Source organism: Ruegeria sp. BF12, assembly GCF_056538705.1.
In genome coordinates, this window is record NZ_JBQFTP010000008.1 from 49,166 (window position 1) to 73,472 (window position 24,307).

Below are 24,307 nucleotides of genomic sequence, written 5' to 3' on the forward strand. Positions count from 1 at the left end.
AGGTGCGGAGGTGCTCTTTGACTAAGTCCTTTTAATTCTTGTCTTATGCGGATTTAAAAACTCAAGGGAACGAAGGCGACAACCAGCGGCCCCCACAAAGTCAGAAAGATATTCGCGACGGCATAGGTCATTGTAAACGCCGGTGTCGGCGTCGAATTGCCCGCCTTTTCCAGCAATGTCGCGAACCCCGGATTACCTGATCGAGACCCCGTCACGACCGCGCAGGCTTCGATCGGGTTACGAATGCGCAGTACAAAGTAATTGATCGGAAACTGAACGATCATCGGCATCAGTGTCACCACCACGCCCAAAAGCAACAGAGTGATCCCGTATTCCTGAATTGCCTGCAGCGCAGGCTGACCGGCATTTAGCCCGACTACACCAACGAAAACGGCCAAGCCAAAACTTTGCAGGAAGTTCGCCGCACCCCGGTTGATCCCCCCAATTTTTGGGCGCCGGATGCGCAGGTACCCAATAATAAGGCCCGTAACAAGACAACCAAGACCTGACCCAAGCGCCACCTTCGTTCCGGCAATTACAAAGCTGATTTCACCGATCAGATAACCAACAGCGACCCCGATACCAAGTGCAATGAAATTTGTCACCGACGCCGAAGGCGGGACGTAGCCGGCAGCCTTTGCGACGCGATCCAGGTCCTTTTTGTGTCCAACTATACTAACTTCGTCCCCAGCGTGGATTTCGGTATTGCGTAGCACAGGAACATCGTGACCCATGCGGGTGATCTTGGTGATGTGAAACCCTCGTCTTTGATCCGGGGTAAGCGCAGCGCGCAATTCCGCAAGAGTTTTACCAGCCAACTTATGATTGGTAATGACGACATTCCGCCTTTCTTCCACGATGATAAGTTCAGGTGGATATTCTCCGACCTCAGCGCCAGCAGCCTCTTCAAACCGGGTCAAAGCGGTGATGAGACCTGAAACCACGATCACGTCGCCTGCATCAAGCGCTGTATCGGGCTTGGGATCAAAGGGCGCCCCATCGCGTAAGATCCGCTCGACCAAAATATCGCTATCAAAGTCGGATTCGATTGCCTTCACAGACTGACCAACGATCTTTGCCCCGTCCTGGATGTGATAAGCGCGCGCCTCGAAACGGCTCATGGGAATAAACTCGCCTTCATCCAGCGTGCGGCCACCACCGCTCAGCTTCTGCGCGAGTTTGATCGCCTCCCGCCGCAAGTCCCAGCGCATCACAATAGGAATAACGCTGACTGCCAAAATCGGGCCGATCGACCCGAAGATATAAGTTACCGAATACCCAACGGCGATATTCGTCTTGAGTTTTTCTGCCTCTTCCGTCGCAAGCCCAAGAAGGTCGATTGCATTGCCGGCGGTTCCGATAATTGCGGATTGCGTCAATCCGCCGGCCGCCAAACCCGCTGCCAACCCTTTGTCCAGCCCCGCCCAAGTGGCGACGACAACGACGAAGAAAAGGCCCCAGAGAGTCATCATAAACGCCGCAAAGAGCTTGGTCAGAGCGGTACGGTTCAACGCCGCAAAAAACTGCGGTCCGCCATTGTATCCAACCATAAAAATAAACAATGAGAAAAAGACATTCTGAACATCGGGACTGAGGTTTATACCACCTATCTGGCCCACGAGAACTGCAACAATCAGAGTTCCTGCAATCCCGCCCAATTCAAATTTGCCAACTTTGAATTTGCCCACGCCGTATCCAAGGCCCAGGCATAAAAAAAGCGCCATAATCGGAAACGAACGAAGCTGGTCCGCAATCAATTCCATAGATACAACCTCAATCGTAGGCTCAATACTATCTTCAACCGACGGGGCAGATCAGATCGTTGCTGATATTCACCCATCTATATTATTGCGCCGGGTCGAAAACAGGTAAACACCGACAATGGTTTCGGTCAATCTATTGCTTTCTTTGGGACTAATCTTTGATCCTAAAGCAAGTCTACTGACACATTTTGTGGATGGTCGAGCCGAAAATTGGTCAAGGCAAGCTCCACATTGACCCTCGGTAGTTGATCTCTACTCGCTCGGAAGTTTTAAAATAGAGATCCTTCGTCATCTGCAGAAGGAGCACCAACCGCCAGCCGTGTATCCAAGGATAGCTGTTCTGTCGCGCAGAACTGAAAATCGGGACCGACCCGCAGATGCCTTTTACGCCAGTTCTTTCCGCATGTAGTCGTGAAAAAGCTCTGCGAACCGTTGCGTGGCGGTCGATCTGTACTGAGTTGGGGGGTAGACCGAGTAGATCCCTCCGGACGGAAGTGACCAATCTGGCAGAAGCTGGATCAATGATTTATCCGCTAGTTCCTTGCGCACGTAGAAATCCGGCAGGATCGAGATACCGGCCCCCTCAATCGTCATGGCTTTGATGGCTGGAGTCACATCGGCGGACAGGGCAGGCGCCATCTCAATATCTGCGGTCTCGCCTGACGGGGCCGAAAAGCGCCAGCGCAGCGGGTTGGACAAAGCCTGATGCTCGATAAACGGAATCTCAGTCAATTCTGCTGGCGACTTTAGCTCTCCCATTTCTCTGGCCAAACTGGCAGAGGCCACGACGATTTGCCGAAATCCGGCCAGTTTACGCGCGATGTTTGCTGAATCGGCCAACCACCCAACCCGATAGGCTATGTCAAATCGGGCTTCGACGGGGTCCATGCGCGTGTCACTCAACGTCAGATCTATTTTGACTGCCGGGTAAGCTCTCCGAAAACTCGCCACCACCGGAGCGACATATTCAGAGCCCAAATCAAGTGGTGCCGTGATGCGCAATGTCCCGGACGGTTCTGCGCTGCCACGACGTACCATAGCATAAGCCTCTTCCGCCTGGGCTACGGACGCCTGCGCGGCAGAGTAGAACGATTGGCCAATTTCGGTCAGGTTCAGATGGCGCGAATTCCGGACGACCAAAGTTGCCCCCAACTCTTCTTCGAGCAATTGCAATTGCTTGCTGACAACCGCCTTGCTCACACGCATGCGATCTGCTGCGGCCGTAATGGTTCCCGCCTCGGCTATGGAGACAAAGTACTCCAAACGGTTCAGATTTGATTTTGCCATCTTTTGTCATCTTTTCATTGACGCTAAGTATTCATAATACGCATTTAGATGACTTCATCGACTCCTTATTTGTGGCTCACCAGGTAACCGCGACAGCATAGAAAGGTTGCCGCCTGACAAAGGAGATGAAGATGAAGTCAATCCTGACCACGACCGCCGCCATTTTGCTTTCAACAGCTGCATTGGCTGCAGACCTGAACATCACCCATTTCACCCCCAACGAGGGCAGCCTATTTCCGGTTTCTTCGAACGTGATTGAGGGGCCGAATGAAGTACTGTTGGTCGACGCTCAGTTCGAAAAGGATGATGCCGAACAACTGGTGGAGATGATCCAGGCCACTGGTAAACCACTCACAACCGTGTTCATCAGCCACAAAGACCCTGATTTCTATTTCGGGCTGGACACGATCCGCACGGCTTACCCCGATGTCAAAATCGTCGCCACACCCGAAACGGTGAGGGGAATCGAGAAGACGATCCAGCTCAAATATGACTTCTGGGGACCTATCCTCGAGGCCAATGCGCCTTCAGAGCTGATCGTACCGGACGTGCTGGAAGGAGACAGCCTGACTGTGGATGGTGAAACCATTCAAGTGATCGGCCTGGATGGTCACGATCCTGCGCACACATTCCTTTGGGCACCGTCTGAAAAAACCGTTCTTGGCGGCGTGGTTCTCTATGAATACGTTCATGTTTGGCTTGCAGACAACCAAACGCCCCAAAGCCGCGATAGCTGGCGTATGACGTTGGATCAGATCACCGCTCTCAACCCCGAGCGCATCATCCCGGGTCATGTCGCTGGCAAAAGTGCCGAGGATGCCAGCATCATCGATTTCACCAAGGATTATGTTGCGGCATTCGAAGCCGCTGCGGAAAAGGCGGAAAACTCGGTCGAGCTGGTTGCTGCGATGCAAGAAGCCTATCCCGACTTCAAAAACGTTGGTGACCTGGAACTCAGCGCGCAGGTTATCACGGGCGAACGCTCCTGGCCTTGAATGCAGGACCTCACAAATAACCAGCATATGATCTGAAGGATTCCAAACCGGTAATTGGTTTGGAATTGAGGCTGGCCCCCTGCGGCGGTGGCCAGCCCCTATGCATGCTCGCAGCTTTACTCTTGGATTTCCTGAACCTTCATTACCAACTCATTCCAGTTGCGCTGGTTTTCTATGTCATGCTGCAACCCTTGTTCATCTGCGATAGTAAATCGCTTGATGGCCGGGGTTTTGCTTGTGGCCTGATAAAGCCAATAAGCTTCGGCTTTGAGGGCTTCATCGATGGGTTTATCGATGGACTCGTAAACCATCTGTTTGCACGCGTTGATCGACTCTGCCGGGAACTGTGCGATGCGTTCTGCCAGCGCGCTGACATAAGGGCCGATTTCATCCGGTTCGAGCGCCTTGTTGATCGTACCAAATCGCTCTGCATCGTCGGCGTCATAATCCTGCGCACTCAGAATGATCTCTAACGCGCGACCGAGACCGGTTTGACGCGCCATGCGTGACGCTCCGCCACCGCAGGGTAGGATACCCATGCCGACTTCCATCTGCATGAACTTGTACTTGCCGCGCGCCGCAAAGCGCATATCAAGGGCCAGCGCCAACTCGTGCCCGCCGCCCCGCGCATAGCCCTCCAGTTTGGCAATAGTTGCCTGAGGCACCTTGCTGATGCGTTCGCAGACCGATTGCAGGTCGAGCAACTGAGCGTCTTCGCGTGACACGGCCTCGACTGACATATCCTTGAGCAGTTCCGTGTCGTAGTGACAAACCCAAACCTCGGGATTGGCAGATTGGAAGATCACCACCTTTGTGTTGCGATCACGCTCTAACCGCATGGCAAGACTGTTGAGGTCAGCCAACATCTGCTGCCCCTGCACGTTTACCGAGCCAAAATCAAAGGTCACCGTCGCAATGGCGTTTTCGACTTTAACATCGAATGTATGGAAGTTTTCATATTTCATCAGGCAGTCCTTTCTTGATCCCCTGCATCACAGATGAGGGGGTGGGTTAATCCGGTTAGGTTGGGTGGACGTTGTTAACTGTGCTGGCGCACCAAGGCTTTGATCGTATCCATGACGTCCGCCGCATGCGTAACGTCCAACGCAGCGCCGTGCGGGTGTGCGAATGCGCCGCTGTCATTGTCAAAGTATGCGCCGGATGCGTCAGCAAAGCGCGAGCCAAGCGCAGCGTCGATCAGGATATCGGCGCCGATGCTCAGGTCATTACCTGCGACGCCAAATCCTTCTTTCACCATCTTCGATGCCAGCAGCGAACCGGGATTGACCGCGATCATCGCAGGTCCATTTGGCAAGACCTTGGTCCACTCGCGGGTCCAGATGGTGATGGCGAGTTTGCTTTGCGCATACGCGTCCATATCCGAAAGGCGTGTTGTTCCCTGCAAGGCCTCCAGTTTCACCGGTGCCTGCGCGGCCGAAGACAGATTCACCACGCGACCGTCTTCGGGCATAATCGGCAAAAGCAGCTCGGTCAGCAGATACGGCGCAAGCGTGTTGACGACAAAACGGATGTCCATCCCGTTATCCAGCACGGTCTGGGGGGCTTTCAACACGCCCGCATTGTTGATCAGCACGTCCAGCCTGTCGTGCTTATTGCGGATCGCATCAGCCAGGCCTTCCACCGCTTTCATGTCGGACAAGTCCGCGATGTACCCTTCGACCGAACCGCCGATCTGAGCAGCAGCGGCCTCCACCTTGGCAGCACTGCGACCATGGATCAGAACGCGGTGCCCGTCAGCGGCAAGTTTCCGGGCAGTGAGCAGGCCAATCCCGTCTGTTGAGCCCGTGATAAGAATAGTCTTGGTCATGTGATCCATCCTTTAGACAAAGTCGGGCAGCAGATTGTCCGCCAGCCGTTTGAGCATGTCGCCAACAGGCGCGTGATTGAACCGCAGGTTGAGTGCTACGTGGTTGATTCCCTGCGCCTCGATCTCTTGCAGGTAGCGGCGCAGGAAGACCGCACCAGACTGAAAGCCGAGATGTATAGGCCGCCCGGGCGCTGTCGGGTCATCAAGAAGATCGATATACAGCGACTGCATCACCGGTTTGTTGGCCTGCCCCGCAGCAGTTAATCGAGCTCGGTAGTCTGCTATCACCCGACCTTGCGACCCGGCATCGCGCGGGTACGTGATCCACCCGTCTCCGTTCTGGGCCACCCAATCTGGGGATTGCTGACTGCTGCCGGTAATCAGCATTGGCAGGCGCTTTCCGGCGGGCTTCGGCAGCATATCGATATGCCCGTTCAGTTGACCCTGTGCGCTTTCGTGGCGGGGGAATGGCGTGCCAACAGCCCGGATATAGTCGAAGCTATCGCGAAAGCGTGCGCCACGATCCGGATAGGTTTGAGCCATCGCCGGATACTCCTCGGGTCGGTCGCCGGAAGCCACGCCGAAAATCGTACGCCCGCAGGACAAGACATCGGCAGTGGCAGCCGCCTTTGCGACATGGGCCGGATGGCGCAAGGGCAGAATGATGCTGGCCGTACCAAGCGCGATCCGATCCGTCACCGCCCCCAACGAACCGAGGTAAACGAATGGGTCAAACATCTGACCGGCATCACCAAAACTCGGGACGTTAAAGGGCACGTCTCGCAGCCAAAGAGCGGAAAACCCCAGTTGCTCGGCCAGTTTTGCCATTTCGATATGGTCGCGCATCGTCGGTTCGGCCCCGACCGCGTACGCCTCGAGCGGCAACACCAAACCAATGCTCAACCGACCGGGACGGAACACGTTATTGTAGGCCGTGTTGATTTGAGCAAAGGCGTTGCCTTCAGTCTTGTCCAACATCGTCTCTCTCCTTCAGTACCGTACCAAAGTGCGGCTTTCGATACTCTTGCGGATGGTTGTGACCTCCGGGTCTTCGACCATATCCAGTGCGCTATGTGCGATCGACGGCAGCCCTTGATTGTCGTAGATATTGAAAAACGCCACCTCTTCCGGCGTCATCCTGGACCGGTAAAGCCATTCATGGCTCGGGTTGCCCACAAGGCCCATGATTTGGCCCTGCCGATCCGGATAGTTCAGGTCAAGCAGGATCCAGTCTGCAGGATCAATGCTCGACGGCCGGACAAAGCCAAGGGGAGCGCTGTTGATCGGTTGCGCGATGGGCCGCCAGACATTGATGAAGGCGTAATGCCCCTTGCACCACTCCGCCGCCTTTTCGACCCCTAGCAGATCGACCAGACGCTGCTTAGCTCCATCTTCGCTATAGTCGCTATGCACGTTGCGCGCTGGTTTACGAATTGCATCCGGATCATCAACGCGAACCGTATGGTCAAAGATCAAAACTTCTCGCGCACCCAGCCTGTTTGTCAAAAGCTGCTTCAACTCATGGTCATAGGTGGCGTGCCATGCATCACCTGCAAAATCCTGTACCGCACTAGACGCGGTAGCGAACTCTACGGCGTCCTGCATAAAACACACTGCGTCCGACGTTGAACGCGTGTCGCTCAGCGCAACCTGCGTGGGTTCAAGTTCGGGCGAAACAAGGTTCCCAGCGATGCCGCCTGCATCAAGATGAAATGCTTGCCGTTCGTTCTTGTGGACGTGGTAATTGACTGTGGCGGTGCGTGCCATTCCAGCAATCTCCTGCGATCTGTGCCTATTGTTGATCACAGATATGTCTTATAGATATTTGCGAATAAACAGTGCATTTCAGTATTCAAAATTCGGGAAACGCAGATAATGAGCATGGACACTGACGGGTTACGCCTGTTTGTTCTGGCCGCAGAGTTACTGAATATCAGCGCCGCCGGGCGGCAGTTGGGGATGGGACCGGCCGTGTCCAGCGCAAAGCTCGCCAAGCTGGAACACAGCATTGGCGCGGAACTCTTGCACCGCACTACACGCAAGGTTTCCCTATCTGTCGAAGGCGAAGACTTCCTGCCCTTCGCGCGCGAGATCCTTGCCCAAGAGGACGCAGCCATGGCGGCGCTTGGCAAGGGTAAGACCAATATCACGGGGACCTTGCGGTTTGCGGCCCCCAGCACCTTTGCGCAGCTCTACATCACGCCAATCCTTCCGAAATTCCTTAACCAACACCCGGATCTTACGCTGGATCTCCGCCTTTCCGATGTTCAGGTTGATCTGATCGAAGGCAGCTATGATCTGGCACTGCGCAACGCTCCGTTGCTGGATACCAGCCTAAAGGGGCGCAAACTGGCGGATGACACGCGGTTCTTGTGTGCCGCGCCCGCCTACCTTGATGCATATGGCTTTCCCGAAACACCCGCGGACCTCAACCACCACAAGCTTATCGCTTTTCGCCATCTTGGCCCGCGGCCACTCAAAAACGCAAAAGGCGATACTCTGGCGTTCGATCCCGGAGCAGCGCGCAGCCAGCTGATCCTGGACGACGGGCTAAGTCAGAAGCGCGCGACGCTAGCCGGTCTGGGCATTTCGATAAACGCGCTGTGGAGCGTACACGAAGAATTGGCCTCGGGGCGACTTATTCGAGTCCTGCCTGATTACGAAGGTGCCGAAGAAAATGTGCTATGGCTCATCTACCCCAAGTCCAACGTACTTTCACCCAAGGTGCGGGTGTTCATGGACTTCCTGCTCACCGAAATCGGAAGGGCACCGCCATGGCTGACCTAGATCAGGGGTTGATCTCGTTATTGAAGACAGACAGCCGTACATAGGCTCAACGAACGCGCGACTTCGGGCGCTTGCCGCCCGCGTTCAGTCAAGCTCGCCGTTTTCCGACATCAGGATAGCCAGCGGTCGAGTGGATTGGATTTGCGACAATATGATCATTACGACGGCCGTCAGTGGTATTGCGAGGATCGTACCGGCCAGACCCCACATAGCGGTCCAGATCGTCAACGAAAACAAAACCATGAACCCGCTTAGATTGACCGAGTTTCCAACCAGCCGGGGTTCGAGGTAATTGCCGACAAAAAGCTGTGCCGCCATCAGCGCGATGAAGGCCACGCCAGCGTGCCAGAGACCACTGAATTGCACGAGGCTCAACATCACGGGGAACAAAACACCCATAATCGAGCCCAAATAGGGTATGTAGTTCAAAAGGCCGATCAATATGGCCCAAAACAACGCAAACTCGATCCCCAAAAGCAGCATGATCGCAAATGAGATCGCCGCCAGAATAACATTGATCAAAGTCTTTGCGCTCAGGTAGCTGCCGATTTTCTGATTGATCTGCGCGACGATTTTCAGCGACCGGTCCGCGGATTCAGCATCGCCAAGCGCCTTTTGCAATTTTACGGGCATGCCGTTCAGGTCAGTGAGGATGAAAACGATGTAAAGGATCGTCATCATCAGAACCGTGCCGAAACCCTGCACGGTGGAAAGTGTTCCTTGCAAAAAGCCCAGGACATCAAACTTACCGGAAAGGGTTTGCTCGATTGAGGACCAGTCCGGCAGCTTTTTCACGCCCAACATGCTCATAACCGACTCGATCAGCGCGTTCAGGTTGGTTTGATAGCGTGGGATGTTGGCAGCCACGGCTTGCGCATTTGACTCAATGAGCACACCCATCAGAACCAGAAGCAAAAAAATCACGAGAAGTGCGAGCAAACGACGGGCCCGGCGCGGCATCCCGCGCAATCCCGGCACCCGCCCGATTGTTGAAGCAGTCGAGTCCAGAATATAAATCCCGATTATGCCCAAAAGCACAGGCAGAAGGATGCTTTTACCCAGCACCAGCAGCCAGCCAATGGCGACAGCAACGATCAGGCCAGACGCCAGTTTTGTTACATTAAACTGAAGCATGTCTTTGTTTTCGGTCCGTTCTGTTACCTCTTTTCTGCCGGGACCAACCTTCATATTCAACTGTTAATCAGTTTTCCGCCACACCTTCTGCCCGGTATCGGCTGCCAGGTGCAGGGGGTTTTTCGCAACCACCGGCAAAACACTGCGCGATTGACATCCACTCTCTGGCAACCGGTCCTTCCACATTTAGCGATGTATCCGCAATGTTACGGGTTTGGGCCGAGACCTGTGCAAATTCCACGGCCGAGCCCGTGATCCGGTTGTCACCCGGTTCACCGAATTCCCACAGTGCCCCTGACGGGGCAGTCAGTTCCAGTCGCGGCATGGTCTCGGGTATGGGCTTGCCGTTTACCTGATAGGCCCATCCAAAGGTGTTCACGCCCAGAACGACGATGTTTTTGACCCGATCCTGTTCGACGCGCTCACGACCAAGTATGTCGAAGACCTCTTGCCCGTGTGCCCAAGTCTCCATCTGGCGGGCCGTGATTGATGAGCGCACGGACATGTCCGGCCCGGCCCATTTCACGCGATGCTTTGGATCAAAGTCAGCCCAACGGGTGCCAATATCCTTATAGAGTTCCCTCCACGCGTCGCGAAGTTCGTTCCCGCGCAGAGAAATCGCCTCGTTTTCCGCAGGCCGCAGACCTTCGGATTTGGCCTTGGCAAACAAGGCTCCGATCCGGGCCGTAAACGCGTCAGGGTCCTGAAGTGACAGATCCGCCATCTGGTTCCAGTAGTGCAGATGAATAAGCACGTCGTTCAGCGTCCACCCTTTGAACTGGGTTACAGTTTCCCATTTGTCGGATGTGACATCCGCCAGTACGGCATGCAAAGCGTCGCTTTCTGCCAGAAAATCCGTTGCCTGTTGCACCGCTCAGTCCTCTAATGTTGTATTCAGCCGTTCTACAGCGGCCAGATAGTCTTGCTTGAACTCCCAAACCACCGCCGTGGCTGAGCTTGCCTGGTTCATCAAACCGACGCCCTGCCCGACCCAGTATGCCGAAAGTTCGTCAGCTCCTTCATGAATGAACTGCGCCGGCTTTTCGGCCTTGCGCAATGCTGGCTCGGACACCAGCGATAGATAGTGTATCACCAACGGGTCTGGCCCATTGGCTTCCCACGCTTCGGTCCAAGCGGACTTCAGCCGTCGGGAGTGTTTGCCTGCGCGCGACACCGGGGCGAGCACATCGCGGCAATGGCTGAATGCAAACAGTGGAAACTCGATGCCAAGCTGACGGCGCAGATCCGAACTCATCTACGTTTCCTCAATCTCGATCATGACGTCGCCCAAGGTCAGTTGCTGCCCTTCCCCGACATGAACAGCGGTGATCACACCGGTTACGGGTGCTGTGATCTGATGCTGCATCTTCATTGCTTCAAGAACGGCCAGACGGTCGCCTTTGGCGACGTTTTGGCCGAGTTCGGCCGCTACTTCGATCAGAAGGCCAGGCATGGGGGCAGTAACGCGACCGCCGGCAGCAGTTGTTTCATCCTGCGCGCCGGGGCGCAGGCGACGAAACGCCAATCGCTCGGAACCGATTGCTATCTGTGCAGTATCGCGTGTCAGACGGGTCATAGCATCCACAGTCTGATCGTTGATACGGGCGCGAACATTCCCATTGGCGTTGCTGACGAAAGTGATGTCGAATTTGGCGTCCTCAATCCAGACGGCCCACCCATCCGGTCGCGCCTGGGCACGCGCGTGTATCTCCGCCTCGCCATAGGCCAGCGTTGCACTGGACGGCAAAAGGGCTGCGCTGGACCAACCGAGTTGATCGGACGACACATACCCAGCCGCAGCCTTGGCCCGCGCTTGATCGGCGTCGAGCATCAAAGCCAGTGCCAATGCGGCGTCACGCCCCGTGACCTGATATGCGGGAAACCCATCAGGATATGCCCGGTCGAGAAATGTGGTCGTTGCATCGCCTTGGATAAAGGCATCTTGACCCAACACGTCAGTCAGAAAGGCCGAGTTGGTCATCGTGCCCAGCAATACAGTTTCCTTAACCGCCTTGATCAGCCGTGCCCTTGCGGTATCGCGGGTAGGACCATGCGCAATGATCTTGGCGAGCATGGGGTCGTAGAACGGAGACACCTCCTGCCCGGGCTGAATACCCGCATCAACGCGCACTCCGGGGCCGGTCGCCGGTTTCCAGACATCAACGGGACCGGTTGCAGGCAAGTATCCGTTCGACGGGTCCTCGGCATAAAGGCGCACCTCGATGGCATGGCCGTTCAGGGTTATTTCCTCTTGTGTAATCGACAGCGTTTCGCCCTGTGCGACAGCAATCTGCAACGCCACAAGATCAAGGCCCGTGACCATTTCCGTTACCGGATGTTCAACCTGAAGGCGGGTATTCATTTCAAGGAAGTAGAAGGCCCCTGACGGTTCCAACAGAAACTCGACCGTTCCTGCCCCGCGATAGTTGACGGCACGGGCAGCGTCGATTGCGACAGCCCCCATCTTCGCGCGCAGCTCAGACGTTATTCCGGGGCTCGGCGCCTCCTCGACAACTTTCTGGTAGCGACGCTGGACTGAACAGTCCCTCTCACCGAGATGGACCACATTGCCATGCGTGTCCGCAAAGATCTGCAGTTCGACGTGGCGGGCCTCGGTGATCGCTTTTTCAAGGATCAGCGCACCAGAGCCAAACGCGTTCTCTGCCTCGGATCGAGCCAGCGCGATTGCCTCGGGCAAGGAGCCCGCGTCCGGTACCAGACGCATACCACGCCCGCCTCCGCCCGCCGCCGCCTTAACCATGATGGGAAAGCCGATTTTTTCTGCGGCCTTGATCAAAGCAGTTTCGGATTGATCGTCACCCTCATACCCCGGAACGCAAGGCACGCCTGCGCAGATCATCAGGCGTTTGGCATCAGATTTGTCACCCATTAAACGGATCGCTTCGGCATCAGGCCCGACGAATGTCAGGCCCGCATCCTCAACCGCTGCGGCAAACTCCGCGTTCTCGGAAAGGAACCCATATCCCGGATGGATCGCCCCTGCCCCGGTTTTCTGGGCGGCGGCTATGATCCTGTCCCCGTTCAAATAGCTGTCACGAACCGGTCCCTCACCTACCCAGACCGCCTCGTCCGCCAGGCTCACATGCGGCGCATTTGCGTCTGCAGTCGTGTAAACGGCAACCGTTCGAAGCCCCAGCGATTGGGCCGTTCGAAGGATGCGCACGGCGATTTCCCCGCGATTGGCGACCAGAAGTGTATCGAATGCCATTGCTCAACCCCCTGCCCATTTGGGTTTTCGTTTTTCAAAGAAGGCTGAGATCCCCTCGTGCGCCTCATCTGAAAGCATTCGCTCCGCAAAGCTTTCAGCCGCCACCTTCCGCTGTTGATCTCGTGACTGGAATGGCATCTCGACCAATTGTCTTTTTATCGCCGCCATGGCTTGTGGAGCCGCCGCCTGAACCATGTCCTGAGTTTCACCCAGCGCTTCGCCCATGTCTTCACCTGCCACAACCTGATCCACCAAACCAAGTCGCTCCGCCTCGTGGGCATCAATCGTGGCGCCGGTTAACATCAATCGCCGTGCGGCAGGCATACCGATCCGGGCGACCACGAAGGGTGCGATCTGAGCAGGGGTAAGGCCAATGCGTGCCTCGGATAGGCTGAAATGAGTATCATCAGCGGCGATGACCAAATCCCCGGTACAAGCCAACCCAAATCCACCTGCCATTGCAGCACCTTCGACGGCCATAACTGTGAATTGCGGTAACGCGGCCACAGCGTCGAAAAGATCGGCCGCCCGTAGGCTTTGGCGGATGATGTCCTCGCGTGAAAGGTCGCCCTCGAAACTGGCCCTAAAGGCCTTCAAATCGCCGCCGGCGCAAAAAATGCCCCCGCGACCGCGAATTGTTACGCCCTGAACAGGCGCAGTTTGCAGGGCAGCACACAGTTCAATCAGCGCCTCAACCCGCTCGGTGGTCAAGGGGTTTCGCCGGTCTGGATCGTTGAACCAGACCGTCAACCACCTGCTGTCCTGTTCGAGATCGAGGTGAGGAGAGTTTGGCAGCATGATCAGAACCTGTGGACGCCGTACACGCTGGGTTTGACTGTTCGCGCCCGCCCTTCAAGGCAGGTTTCCAGACAAAAGCCCAGCACGCGCCGCGTGTCACGCGGATCGATGACGCCGTGGTCGATGCACCGGCCCGAGGTATAGAACGCGCTCTCTTGTTTGTTGAAATGCGCCGTGATCGCCGCCTTTTGTGCTGCCAGCTTGCTCTCGTCAGGTTCGATCCCTTTACGCTGGAAGCCGGTTCGGGCGACCATTTCCATTGTTCCCGCCGCCTGTTCGCCCCCCATCACACCAGTCGCGGCGTTCGGCCATGCGAACAAGAAATCCGGGTCGTAGGCATAGCCGCACATCCCATAGTTGCCCGCCCCGAAACTGGCACCGATATAGAGCGTGATCTTGGGCACATCGACCGAGGTCACGGCCTGAATCATCTTGGCACCATGCTTGATCATGCCGCCCTGTTCATATTGGGTGCCGACCATGAACCCGGTGATATTGTTCAGGAATATCAGCGGAGTGTCAGACTGACCGCAAAGCTGGATGAATTGGGACGCCTTGTTGGCACCGGCCGGGTCCAACGGGCCATTGTTACCAATAATACCGACAGAAATCCCATTGACTGCCGCCTGCATGCAGACCGTCGCCGGTCCGTATCCCGGCTTGAAATCCTCAAATTCCGACCCATCCACAATACGCGCCACAACTTCCCGAACATCGTAGGGAATTCGGTAGTCAGTCGGAACCACACCCGCGATCTCTTCGGGATCGAGTTTCGGCGGTTGCACCTCTTTGCGGCGGCGCGTTGGTAGGGATTTGTTCCAATCCAGCCGCGCCATCACACCTCGTGCCATTTCAATGCCATGCGCGTCGTCTTCGGCCAGATACTCGACCAGGCCGGACTTTGTGGCGTGCATCTCGGACCCGCCAAGATCGCGATCATTGGCCTTTTCGCCCGTAGCCGCATGGACCAAAGCCGCACCGGCTAAGGCCGCCATCCCGTTTTGCTTTACGCCTACCACGTAGTCGGCGAGCCCCGGCATATACGCCCCACCTGCTGTAGAAGGCCCGTGCAACACAGCGACGTTGGGCAGACCAGCGGCCGAGTGTCGGGCCAGATTGCGGAACAATTTACCGCCATTGGCCCAGAATTCGACCTTGTACTCCATCAGGTTAGCGCCAGCGCTTTCGACCAAATGCACAAATGGCAGGTTTTGTTTCAATGCCATATCCTGCGCGCTCAGGAATGCCACGCCCGACATCTCGACCATTGCCCCGGCTTTGATCCCTGCGTCATCGACGATGATCATGCAGCGCACGCCTGAAATGAACCCAATACCTATAATGAGTGATGCGCCTGGCACCGACTTCTTAGGGTCGTCAATATCAACGCAGTAGCCCGCCAACCCGTGCAGTTGCAAAAACGGCATTCCGGGGTCCAGCAAATGTGCAAGGCGGTCGCGCGGAGTGATTTGACCACGGGCTTCCATCCGCTCGCGCCGTTGTTCCGAGAGGGCGACGGGTCTGGCCTCAAGCGCGCGCATCTCATCGATGAGCGCCAGCATGTCGGCCCGGTTCTTGGCGTAGGATTCAGAGTCGCGGACGACCTTGCTGACGAAACCCATCAGGTATCTCCTTGCTCGGAATTTGCGCTAAGCCGCGCCGGAATTCTGATTGGCGTAGCCAAAAGGATCTGGGCAAAGCTTTTGCCTTGCGCGTCATTGCGCAAAGAGGCGATGCCGCCACCGCCCAGAACGTCGTGCAGAAGGATGTTCATGGAGTGTGTCCCGGGCACGTAGAACCGCTCAACACCCCCGGACAGGTAATCAGAAAATACATCGGCCAGTATGTCGTCCGTCAACGCAGACCAGATAAAGGGCAAATAGGCTGCGTGCCGGGCAATAACGCCCACGTTCACCTTGTCACCTTTGTCACCGGATCGCGCCCACGCCAAATCCTCCAGCGGACGGGTGACCCATTCGGCTGCTTTTTCAACGGTCGGTTCAGGAACATCATGCCTGACTTGCGCCGGTTCCTGCGGCGTCACATCTGGAAGATCGTAAGCAACCACTTGCCCATCCACCGTTAATCTGTAGGTGAGCGTGTCGTTCGGCAACAAAAACGAAAATAGGGCAACAACCGGCGAAGGCTTTGGGCGCCCTCCACCCGTGAAGATGTGTAGGCCCGGAGGCGCCGCCAATGCCGTTCCGGTCATTTCCCGCAGAAACAACCCAACCGCACGGGCGTCGTCGTGTTTCACGGCTGCCTTGAAGGAAATCTCTTCATAATCACCGTCGCCGGGTCGCCCTCCGAACGCCTCGAAGGAGACATCGCGATAGTCCGGAGCGCCCATTTGGTGCAGGAAACTGCGGGCGCGATCCAGTGCAGCTTGGGCAAAAACTTCTGCCTTTTGTCGGGCATCCCGCCCGTTCATCAGAAACGTCATTCCTGCACGATACCCGTCCGCCCATGTGGCTGACACCTTGAGTTGCCCGGTTGGCGCACGACCATTGGCGCCCGCTACGTGCACACGGTCTGGTGCAACCTGCTCTATTGCGACGTGTGAAAAATCACAGATTACATCCGGCAATATATAAGCCTGTGGATCACCAATCTCATAAAGCATTTGCTCGCAGACAGATGCGGGGGTCACGCAGCCAGTCGTACCTTCTGGTTTGGCCATGACCATTGAGCCATCTGCTTTGATCTCGGCAATTGGATACCCGATCCGAGCAATATCGCCTGCCAGATCCCAGTCGGTGAAGTTACCACCAGTCGCCTGGGGACCGCATTCGAGCAAATGGCCTGCCAACGACCCAGCCGCCAGTAGATCATGGTCGTCATGCCCCCAACCGAAATGATGCATGCAAGCCGCCAAAGTCAGCGCGCTGTCCACACATCGCCCTGTGATGACAATGTCGGCCCCGGCCTGCAGTGCGGCCACGATAGGACCGGCTCCGATATAAGCATTTATGGACGCGATTTTTTCAACCGCAGGCATCGGTGCTCCGGAAAACATCTCGGTTCGGTTGGCGAACTCGGATACCCGCGGCAACAAATCGTCTCCTTCAACAACCGCTACCTTCAGGTTCAGACCGAGTTCTGAGATTTTTGTTCGCACGGCTTCGGCGCACGCTGCTGGATTTACGCCCCCCGCATTCGACAAAACTCTAACGCCTTGCTCGGCAATCTGAGGCAAGTTCTGCGCCATGACTTCCGAAACGAAGTCCACCGCATAGCCCATTTGGGGATCTTTCAGACGCGCGCGCGCCATGATCGACATGGTGATTTCTGCCAGGTAGTCATAAACCAGAACATCTAGTCCCGGATCGCGCAGCAATTGCTTAGTGGCGTGAGGGGCATCCCCCCAAAACCCGCTTGCTCCTCCGATCCGCAGAGAATGCGTCACGCTACGTCCCTCCTCCCTGTCGGCCATCCGCACTTTACAGACCGACTGTTCTGTTTTTATGATTTGTCGATCACATCGGTCAACAGTGATCTGCCACTACGACGCCACGGAACATGACGGATACAACAACCAATAAGCAATCGGTGCAGGATCAGCGATCGCGGGATATGCAGGCCAGAATCTGCAACGCTGCGGTCGCTTGCCTGGATCAGCTTGGCTATGCAGAAACTACATTCGCCAAGGTTCAGGCTAAAGCAAACATCTCGCGCGGGGCCATCACGCATCATTTCCCCACCAAGCAGGCGCTGGTCGCCGCGACTGCGATGCGCCTTCTGGGTAACGCGCAGAACCCGATATGGCAGGATACTGCGACACCTCGGGTCTATGAGATGATCATGTCCTCATGGACCGGCATCGTGAATTCCTCGGGCGGGCGCGCTATCGTTGAAATCCTTGTCGCGTGCCGAACCGATGCGGAATTGTTTGAGTTGCTCGAACAAAGCTTACGGAATTGGGACAAATCCAACCTGAACCTGATCTCCAGCCGCTATGCCAGCATTACAGGTGAACGCGAAGACACCGAACTGCTTTGGAGTATCACCCGAAACTTCTTGCGCGGCTTGCTATTGCACGAGAAGTTCGTTTCGTCGCCCGAATACCTCACGCAAATGATGGATCGGTTTGCTCGAATGATGGAAAGCCAGCTTCAGGTTCGTCCCCACGAAAACGCCGAGATTGAGGAAGTCGAATGACAATGCCCTCCCCCTTCATGACCCCCGAACGCGAAGCCTTTCGCCGAGACTTTGGGCGTTTTGTCGATTCCGAAATCAAGCCAAATGTTGAACAGTGGGAGGCTAATCGGGGGGTTCCATGGGAGTTGCACGCCAAGATCGCCGAATTTGGCGTTTTTGGTTTTGGCATTGACGAAGATTACGGCGGTTTGGGATTCGACAACGCTTTCATGCGACATGATTACAGCGAATTACTGTTCGGGTGCGGGGCGTCCGGGATCGGCGCGGCTGTCGGAGGGCGCACGATTTCAATCAGCCCGATCGCAAAATTCGCCTCGGAAGAGTTCAAAAAAACGGTTCTGCCTGAGATCATCGCAGGACGGATGATGTCGGCCCTTGGCATCACTGAGCCCGGAGCGGGGTCGGATGTTGCCAACATCAAAACCCGCGCCGAGTTCAAGGGCGGGAAGTGGATTCTGAATGGTGAAAAAACCTATATCACCGGGGGGATGGATGCCGAGTGGTTTGTGATTGGGGCTCGCACCGGCGGCCCGGGGCTGACCGGGATCTCGCTGTTTTTGGTTCCGTTCGATGCGCCCGGGTTCAGCCGCACACCGCTGGGTGGCAAAATGGGCTGGCATAGTTCGCAGCAGGCGACATTGCATTTCGACGATTGCGAACTTGATGCGGACGCGCTTCTGGGGCCAGAAAACAAAGGCTTTATCGCGATCATGAACAATTTCAATTTTGAACGGCTGGGGCTGACGTCTGCCTCTCTGGGCATGATGAAACTGTGTTACGACAGCGCGCTTGAGTGGGCGCGCGAACGCGAGACCTTTGGAAAACGGCTGATTGAGCACCAGGTTATCGGTCACAAATTTGCGGAAATGTCCGCGCGGATAGACATGAACGAGGCCTATATCGAACGGATTTGCTGGACGATTGAACAGGGCCTGATGCCCGTGGCAGAGCTTGCCAAGGCCAAGGTGCAAGCCACCAAGTCGCTGGAGTTTGTCGCTTCTGAGGCGATGCAGGTTTTTGGCGGTGCGGCTTATATGCTAGGCAACCCCGTTGAGCGGGTCTGGCGCGAGATCAAAATCATGGCGATTGGCGGTGGATCAGAAGAGATCATGCGCGATTTGGCCGTGCGCCAGATGGGCCTGACGGGCCAATAGCGGCAGGCCTTACAGATCCGAAGCGCGGTACGCTCGGGGCGTCAGACCGGTCCATCCTCTGAAGGCGCGAATGAAGGAACTGGCCTCGCTAAACCCGGACCGGGCCGCGATGTCCTCGATAGACAGATCGGTTGTTGTCAGCAAACGCACGGCCAGATCCCGCCGAACTTGCTTGCGCAGGTCCGAGTAATCCACCCCTTCCCGCTTTAGGCTGCGACGCAACCTGTGGCTGGGCATGTTCAGACTACGACCGACTTCGTCCATATCTGCAAGCCGCCCTTCCCGTGTCAGGACAGTGTCGATGGCAAGAGCAGCTTCAAGCGCGAGGCCGATAGCTCCATCCAACGGCAGAAAAGCGTCCAGCGGAGTGCGACGGGCATATGCCATGGCCTGTTCTTCCGTGCGCACAAGGGGCAGCTTCATCAGGCTGCGCGGGATTGCAACGCCACTGCTGGACTGCTCGAACCGGATCGGTGCCTGCATGAACATCGCCCGATAGATTGGCGCATGGGCCGGGCTGGGATAGTCAAACCAGACCCGGTTGACCGCCCCTTTGTTTCCGGCCAGCCAGCTGAGCATGCGATTTACGAGCACCATGATCATCTCAACCGCGAGTTCGTTAAGCACGACGCGCCCAGGGATCCGCTCCATTTCGAATATGACGCTCTCGCCCTCTTCTCGGAACCGGTAGCGAAAGGAATTGTCCGCAACGTCCATGAACTGAACCGTTCGGCGATAAGCGTCCCCTAAGGTTTCCGCGTGGCTGGCGTAAGCGGCTAATATTGCGGTGCTTCCAATCCGTTGGGGTCGCTCCTGCAAACCGCCCAGTTCATCATCAAGCGTCAGGGTCACCGTTCGGACCAGTTTGACGAAGTCCGGATGAGACATTGGGCGGGTCGCGTTCTCCAACCCGGCGTGCCGGAGCATGGACGCGGGATCACCTCCACGCCGTGTCACACCCTGCAGAAGATTGACGGCAAAGACCGCCGGGATGAGAACCGCCATGAGCGTCAGATAATGTCTATTTTTTTGTTCCGCCAGATCATTGTTGCGCATCAGCCGCCCTGTCACTCTGCGCCTCAAATCGACTTTGGAGGATCCAATGGCGAACGCCGCCTATATCTACGATGCCATTCGCACCCCACGCTCTCGGGGAAAGGCCAACGGAACGCTGCACGAAGTCAAACCCGTCCAACTGGCCGCCGGACTTTTGCGCGAGTTGCAAAGCCGCCACGATCTGGATACCGCACGCGTAGGCGATGTGGTTTTGGGATGTGTTTCCCCGGTTGGCGATCAGGGCAGCGACATCGCGAAGGGTGCCGTACAGGCCGCACATTGGGACGAGTCGGTGTCTGGTGTCCAATTGGATCGGTTCTGCGGATCGGGGCTTGAGGCGGTCAACACCGCCGCCGCCAAGATCATCGCCGGGCAAGAGGATCTGATGGTTGCAGGGGGCGTTGAGTCAATGAGCCGCGTGCCGATGGGGTCATCCGGCGGTGCCATGTATCTGGATCCGGACATGATCATGGATCAACGCGCGGTGCCGCAAGGTATCGGCGCCGATCTGATCGCCACGATCGACGGGTACTCGCGTGAGGATGTGGACGCCTTCGCAATGGAAAGCCAGCGTCGCGCCGCTCATGCCCGTGACAGCGGCTGGTTCGACAAGTCCGTGGTACCGGTTCGCGACGAAGGTGGCCTGACCATTCTGGAGCGCGATGACTTCATCAAACCCGAGACGGATATGCAAAAACTCGGCGCGTTGAACCCGTCCTTCGCAGCTATGGGAAGCAATGGCTTTGACGACATGGCATTGTCGAAATACCCAGAGGTGGCGCGCATTAATCACGTGCACACGCCCGGCAACTCTTCGGGTATCGTGGACGGATCCGCAGCGGTTCTGATCGGATCGGAACAGGCAGGTAAAGATCTGGGGTTGACGCCGCGCGGACGCATCGTACAGGCGACGATGGTTTCCACTGATCCCGTCATCATGCTGGCCGGTCCCGGGCCGGCTGCCAAGAAATGCCTGGATAAGGCCGGTCTGACCGTGAATGACGTCGACCTCTGGGAAATCAACGAAGCCTTCGCATCGGTCGCCATGCGCTACATGAAAGATCTGGGCATCGACCACGAGATCACCAATGTCAACGGCGGCTCAATCGCGATGGGCCACCCGCTGGGCGCGACCGGCGCGATGTTGGTTTCGACAATGCTGGACGAACTGGAACGGCGCGATGCCAAGCGCGCCATGCTGTCGCTGTGTATCGGCGGCGGCATGGGCATCTCGACCCTGATCGAGCGCGTGTAAGAAAGGACCAGACCTATGGCATTTGCATATAAAAAAGACGCCAACGGCATCGTTACCGTCACCATGGACATGGACGGTCCAGTGAATGCGATGAACGACGCCTTTTTGCCCCAGTTCCTAGAAGCCGTGGACAGGATCGAAACCGAAGTGGGCCTAAAAGGGGTTATCTGGACGTCGGCGAAGGAAACATTCTTTGCCGGCGGCGACCTGAATATGCTGAAATCCATCGCCCCGGACGGTGTCGAAAAACTGTTCGAAAACGTCGAGGGGACCAAAGCCGTCATGCGGCGTCTCGAGACGCTGCCGGTTCCCGTTGTCGCCGCCATCAACGGCGCGGCGCTTGGCGGTGGGTATGAACTCTGCCTGGCCTGCAATTACCGCATCGCTTCTGAGAACCCGAAAACCAAGATCGGTCTGCCCGAGGTCACACTGGGCCTGCTACCCGGTGGCGGCGGTACGGTACGTCTCACTTGGCTGCTGGGACTGGAGGCAGCCATGCCGTTCCTGCTGGAAGGGCGTCAGGTCTCACCCTCCAAAGCATTGGCTGCGGGGCTAATCCATGAGGCCGTGGCCCCTGACCAACTGCTGGAACGCGCGCGGGAATACATTCTGTCAATTCAGGATGTCCAAACAGCATCGGTGCAGCCGTGGGACACCAAAGATTACAAAATCCCCGGTGGCCCTTCGAATTCGCCCAAAAACGCGCCGCGCATCGCGGGCGCAGCGGCGATGCTGTTCAAAAAGACCAAAGGGTTGATGCCCGCGCCAACTCGGATTTTGGACATTATGACCGAAGCCGCAGGACGCGTCGATTTCGACACCGCGCAGCGCTATGAAAGCCGCCGTTTTGCGTCTCTGGCACCAATGGCACCCACCAAGAACATGATCGAAACTTTGTTCTTTGGCATGAACAAAGTGAATGGCGGCGCGTCTCGCCCCAAAGACATCCCACGCTCGAAAGTCGAGCGTTTGGGTATTCTGGGTGCTGGAATGATGGGCCAGGGCATCACCTATTCAGCAGCTATGGCGGGTATTCCGGTTGTTCTCAAGGACACGACGCTGGCAGCCGCGGAACGCGGCAAAGCCTATACCGAAAAGCTGTTGACCAAGCGTGTCGAAAAGGGCCGCATGACAGCTGAGCAACGCGACGCCGCGCTGGCCCTGATCACCCCAACCGACAAGGGCGAAGACATCAAGGGCTGCGACCTGATTATCGAGGCGGTCTTTGAAAAGATCGACGTCAAGAACGCGGTACTGGCTGAGCACCAAGATTTGCTGGCGGAGGGCGGCTTTTGGGGCTCGAATACCTCGACTCTGCCTATTACCCGACTGGCAGAAAAGTCCGCCAAGCCCGAGAACTTTGTCGGCCTGCACTTCTTCTCTCCAGTCGACAAGATGCCGCTGCTAGAGATCATCGCAGGCGATGAAACCTCGGACGAGACTCTGGCGCGGGCCTTTGACTTTGCCCGTCAGATCAAGAAGACGCCGATCATCGTCGGTGACAAAACCGGGTTCTACACCTCACGCACGATAGGAACAAAGATGCTGGAGGCTGCGCAGCTCGTGGCGGAAGGTCAGGACCCACTGCGCGTGGACAACCTGTCACGCTTGACGGGAATGCCGACGGGGATGCTGTCGCTGTTGGATGAAGTGCAACTGAAACTCGTCGATGACATCTACAACACGCAGGTGCAGATGGGATTGCAGGACCCTGCGGATGAGGTGACACCCGAAGCCCGCAAGTTGGTGCGCGATCTGATCACCGAGCATGACCGTCTTGGCCGGGCAACAGGCAAAGGGTTTTATGACTACACCGCCGATGGCAAGGAAATCTGGTCCGGTCTGGCCGCCTGGCGCAAGGAAGGATCTGATCTGCCGGATCAGGACATTCAGGACCGCATCATGTTCCGCGCCATTCTGGAGACTCTGCGCTGTCTGGAAGAGGGCGTTCTTCGGTCGGTCGCAGACGGCAACGTAGGCTCAATTCTGGGTATCGGCGCCCCTGTTTACACCGGTGGATACATTCAGTTCGTAAACACATACGGCCTGGACAGGTTTGTTTCCCGCTGTGACGAACTTGCCAGTTTGTACGGCGATCGCTTTGCACCACCTGAAATTCTCAAGAAACACGCGGCAGACCAACAAGAGTTCCGCTAAAACCAGATTGCATTGCGGCAAGAGTGCGTCTTTGCTCTTGCCACTTGGCCTTTGGCCACAAGTTGTTAAGGAAACTTCTTTTTTGCAGCAGATTCGATCTCCCGCTCTTCGGGTGTCTGAGTTTTCCCTCGATCAAGCACGAAGGACCCTGAGTAAATTACCATCTCTAATCTCGGTCCGTTGCCTTTACGTTGTCTAAATTTCCTTCAGTGCCAAAAATTCATTGGCTTCATAACTCCTGGGTCTCGCGACGCGAGTATACGTTGGGCGCACAAATCCGGCACCCGTAGGAATACGAAGACCTAAAAATGAAGTAATGGCATTAGTTTGTATGTTGGGCCTTTCCGCATGTGGCAGTTACTCATTCAACAAACCACTTGCTGTCGACGGCACCCGAAACGGGAATATTGCGCAGGATGAAACCGAGTGCCGGGCGCTGGCCGCAAATTTCAATCCCGGCAAACAAGCGGGAAGTATCGGCGCGGAAGCAGTATTTGGCGCCCTGATCGGCAACCTGACCAGTTCCGCCGGAAACGCAGCCGAGGGTGGTCTCACCGGCGCAGCCATCAGGGGCGCACTGGGTGCCGCGGAAGGGTATTATGAAGACGAGGGAGCCCGTCGCCAAGTGCTGGTCAATTGCATGCTGAGCCGCGAGCACAAGGTCTTCGCCTGACGGCCGGAACATACAGGAGCGGCGCGTACTTTG

General features: G+C 56.5%; 21 protein-coding genes. 7 read left to right on the plus strand and 14 right to left on the minus strand.

Annotated elements, in window-relative coordinates:
• Nucleotides 1–53: 53 nt before the first annotated feature.
• Together aspT and ACR0J0_RS13685 are read right to left on the minus strand one after the other, a co-directional pair.
• Nucleotides 54–1,763 carry an aspartate-alanine antiporter gene (gene aspT, locus ACR0J0_RS13680; protein ID WP_480664704.1) on the minus strand — a complete coding sequence of 570 codons (1,710 nt, stop codon included), beginning with the start codon at nucleotides 1,761–1,763 and terminating at the stop codon, nucleotides 54–56.
• Nucleotides 1,764–2,147: 384 nt separating this feature from the next.
• On the minus strand, nucleotides 2,148–3,050 hold the full coding sequence (locus ACR0J0_RS13685) for a LysR family transcriptional regulator (RefSeq protein WP_480664705.1): 903 nt from the start codon (nucleotides 3,048–3,050) through the stop codon (nucleotides 2,148–2,150).
• A gap of 131 nt (nucleotides 3,051–3,181) precedes the next feature.
• Between ACR0J0_RS13685 and ACR0J0_RS13690 the strand changes: the two genes are divergently transcribed.
• Nucleotides 3,182–4,045: an MBL fold metallo-hydrolase gene (locus tag ACR0J0_RS13690; protein ID WP_480664706.1), complete on the plus strand. Its 864-nt coding sequence runs from the start codon at nucleotides 3,182–3,184 to the stop codon at nucleotides 4,043–4,045.
• A 116-nt stretch (nucleotides 4,046–4,161) separates the two neighbouring features.
• On the opposite strand, the gene ACR0J0_RS13695 is transcribed toward ACR0J0_RS13690, so the two are convergent.
• The 4 genes from ACR0J0_RS13695 to ACR0J0_RS13710 form a co-directional block, all read right to left on the minus strand.
• Entirely contained in the window at nucleotides 4,162–5,010 is an 849-nt protein-coding gene (locus ACR0J0_RS13695; RefSeq protein WP_480664707.1) for an enoyl-CoA hydratase/isomerase family protein, read from the minus strand.
• Between the two features lie 74 nt (nucleotides 5,011–5,084).
• On the minus strand, nucleotides 5,085–5,873 hold the full coding sequence (locus tag ACR0J0_RS13700; RefSeq protein WP_480664708.1) for an SDR family NAD(P)-dependent oxidoreductase: 789 nt from the start codon (nucleotides 5,871–5,873) through the stop codon (nucleotides 5,085–5,087).
• A 12-nt stretch (nucleotides 5,874–5,885) separates the two neighbouring features.
• Nucleotides 5,886–6,851 carry an LLM class oxidoreductase gene (locus tag ACR0J0_RS13705; RefSeq protein ID WP_480664709.1) on the minus strand — a complete coding sequence of 322 codons (966 nt, stop codon included), beginning with the start codon at nucleotides 6,849–6,851 and terminating at the stop codon, nucleotides 5,886–5,888.
• Nucleotides 6,852–6,863: 12 nt separating this feature from the next.
• Nucleotides 6,864–7,640 carry a CmcJ/NvfI family oxidoreductase gene (locus ACR0J0_RS13710; RefSeq protein WP_480664710.1) on the minus strand — a complete coding sequence of 259 codons (777 nt, stop codon included), beginning with the start codon at nucleotides 7,638–7,640 and terminating at the stop codon, nucleotides 6,864–6,866.
• 114 nt (nucleotides 7,641–7,754) lie between these two features.
• Between ACR0J0_RS13710 and ACR0J0_RS13715 the strand changes: the two genes are divergently transcribed.
• Entirely contained in the window at nucleotides 7,755–8,660 is a 906-nt protein-coding gene (locus ACR0J0_RS13715) for a LysR family transcriptional regulator (RefSeq protein WP_480664843.1), read from the plus strand.
• Nucleotides 8,661–8,744: 84 nt separating this feature from the next.
• On the opposite strand, the gene ACR0J0_RS13720 is transcribed toward ACR0J0_RS13715, so the two are convergent.
• The 7 genes from ACR0J0_RS13720 to ACR0J0_RS13750 form a co-directional block, all read right to left on the minus strand.
• Nucleotides 8,745–9,794 carry an AI-2E family transporter gene (locus ACR0J0_RS13720; protein WP_480664711.1) on the minus strand — a complete coding sequence of 350 codons (1,050 nt, stop codon included), beginning with the start codon at nucleotides 9,792–9,794 and terminating at the stop codon, nucleotides 8,745–8,747.
• A 67-nt stretch (nucleotides 9,795–9,861) separates the two neighbouring features.
• A complete protein-coding gene (locus ACR0J0_RS13725; protein ID WP_480664712.1) occupies nucleotides 9,862–10,665 on the minus strand; it encodes a TIGR03084 family metal-binding protein in 804 nt (267 codons plus the stop codon).
• A 3-nt stretch (nucleotides 10,666–10,668) separates the two neighbouring features.
• Nucleotides 10,669–11,049, minus strand: coding sequence for a hypothetical protein (locus tag ACR0J0_RS13730; RefSeq protein WP_480664713.1), 381 nt, complete (start codon nucleotides 11,047–11,049; stop codon nucleotides 10,669–10,671).
• Entirely contained in the window at nucleotides 11,050–13,023 is a 1,974-nt protein-coding gene (locus tag ACR0J0_RS13735; RefSeq protein WP_480664714.1) for an acetyl/propionyl/methylcrotonyl-CoA carboxylase subunit alpha, read from the minus strand.
• A 3-nt stretch (nucleotides 13,024–13,026) separates the two neighbouring features.
• Complete coding sequence (locus tag ACR0J0_RS13740; RefSeq protein WP_480664715.1) at nucleotides 13,027–13,821, minus strand: enoyl-CoA hydratase/isomerase family protein; 795 nt, start codon at nucleotides 13,819–13,821, stop codon at nucleotides 13,027–13,029.
• Between the two features lie 2 nt (nucleotides 13,822–13,823).
• On the minus strand, nucleotides 13,824–15,443 hold the full coding sequence (locus ACR0J0_RS13745) for an acyl-CoA carboxylase subunit beta (protein WP_480664716.1): 1,620 nt from the start codon (nucleotides 15,441–15,443) through the stop codon (nucleotides 13,824–13,826).
• Nucleotides 15,443–17,227, minus strand: a complete 1,785-nt coding sequence (locus tag ACR0J0_RS13750; RefSeq protein WP_480664717.1) for an acyclic terpene utilization AtuA family protein — start codon at nucleotides 17,225–17,227, stop codon at nucleotides 15,443–15,445. The genes ACR0J0_RS13745 and ACR0J0_RS13750 overlap by 1 nt, the downstream gene beginning before the upstream one ends.
• Before the next feature lie 113 nt (nucleotides 17,228–17,340).
• On the opposite strand from ACR0J0_RS13750, the gene ACR0J0_RS13755 reads away from it, so the two are divergent.
• Together ACR0J0_RS13755 and ACR0J0_RS13760 are read left to right on the plus strand one after the other, a co-directional pair.
• Nucleotides 17,341–17,979: a TetR/AcrR family transcriptional regulator gene (locus tag ACR0J0_RS13755; protein ID WP_480664718.1), complete on the plus strand. Its 639-nt coding sequence runs from the start codon at nucleotides 17,341–17,343 to the stop codon at nucleotides 17,977–17,979.
• Nucleotides 17,976–19,133: an acyl-CoA dehydrogenase family protein gene (locus ACR0J0_RS13760; RefSeq protein WP_480664719.1), complete on the plus strand. Its 1,158-nt coding sequence runs from the start codon at nucleotides 17,976–17,978 to the stop codon at nucleotides 19,131–19,133. Before ACR0J0_RS13755 ends, ACR0J0_RS13760 begins: the two co-directional genes overlap by 4 nt.
• Before the next feature lie 9 nt (nucleotides 19,134–19,142).
• On the opposite strand, the gene ACR0J0_RS13765 is transcribed toward ACR0J0_RS13760, so the two are convergent.
• The gene (locus ACR0J0_RS13765) at nucleotides 19,143–20,138 is read right to left on the minus strand and encodes an AraC family transcriptional regulator (protein WP_480664720.1); all 996 of its coding nucleotides are present in this window, start codon (nucleotides 20,136–20,138) and stop codon (nucleotides 19,143–19,145) included.
• 97 nt (nucleotides 20,139–20,235) lie between these two features.
• Between ACR0J0_RS13765 and ACR0J0_RS13770 the strand changes: the two genes are divergently transcribed.
• The 3 genes from ACR0J0_RS13770 (at nucleotide 20,236) to ACR0J0_RS13780 (ending at nucleotide 24,274) form a co-directional block, all read left to right on the plus strand.
• Nucleotides 20,236–21,444 carry an acetyl-CoA C-acetyltransferase gene (locus ACR0J0_RS13770; RefSeq protein ID WP_480664721.1) on the plus strand — a complete coding sequence of 403 codons (1,209 nt, stop codon included), beginning with the start codon at nucleotides 20,236–20,238 and terminating at the stop codon, nucleotides 21,442–21,444.
• A 15-nt stretch (nucleotides 21,445–21,459) separates the two neighbouring features.
• Nucleotides 21,460–23,601, plus strand: coding sequence for a 3-hydroxyacyl-CoA dehydrogenase NAD-binding domain-containing protein (locus ACR0J0_RS13775; RefSeq protein WP_480664722.1), 2,142 nt, complete (start codon nucleotides 21,460–21,462; stop codon nucleotides 23,599–23,601).
• Between the two features lie 316 nt (nucleotides 23,602–23,917).
• The gene (locus ACR0J0_RS13780) at nucleotides 23,918–24,274 is read left to right on the plus strand and encodes a hypothetical protein (protein ID WP_480664723.1); all 357 of its coding nucleotides are present in this window, start codon (nucleotides 23,918–23,920) and stop codon (nucleotides 24,272–24,274) included.
• Nucleotides 24,275–24,307: the final 33 nt, after the last annotated feature.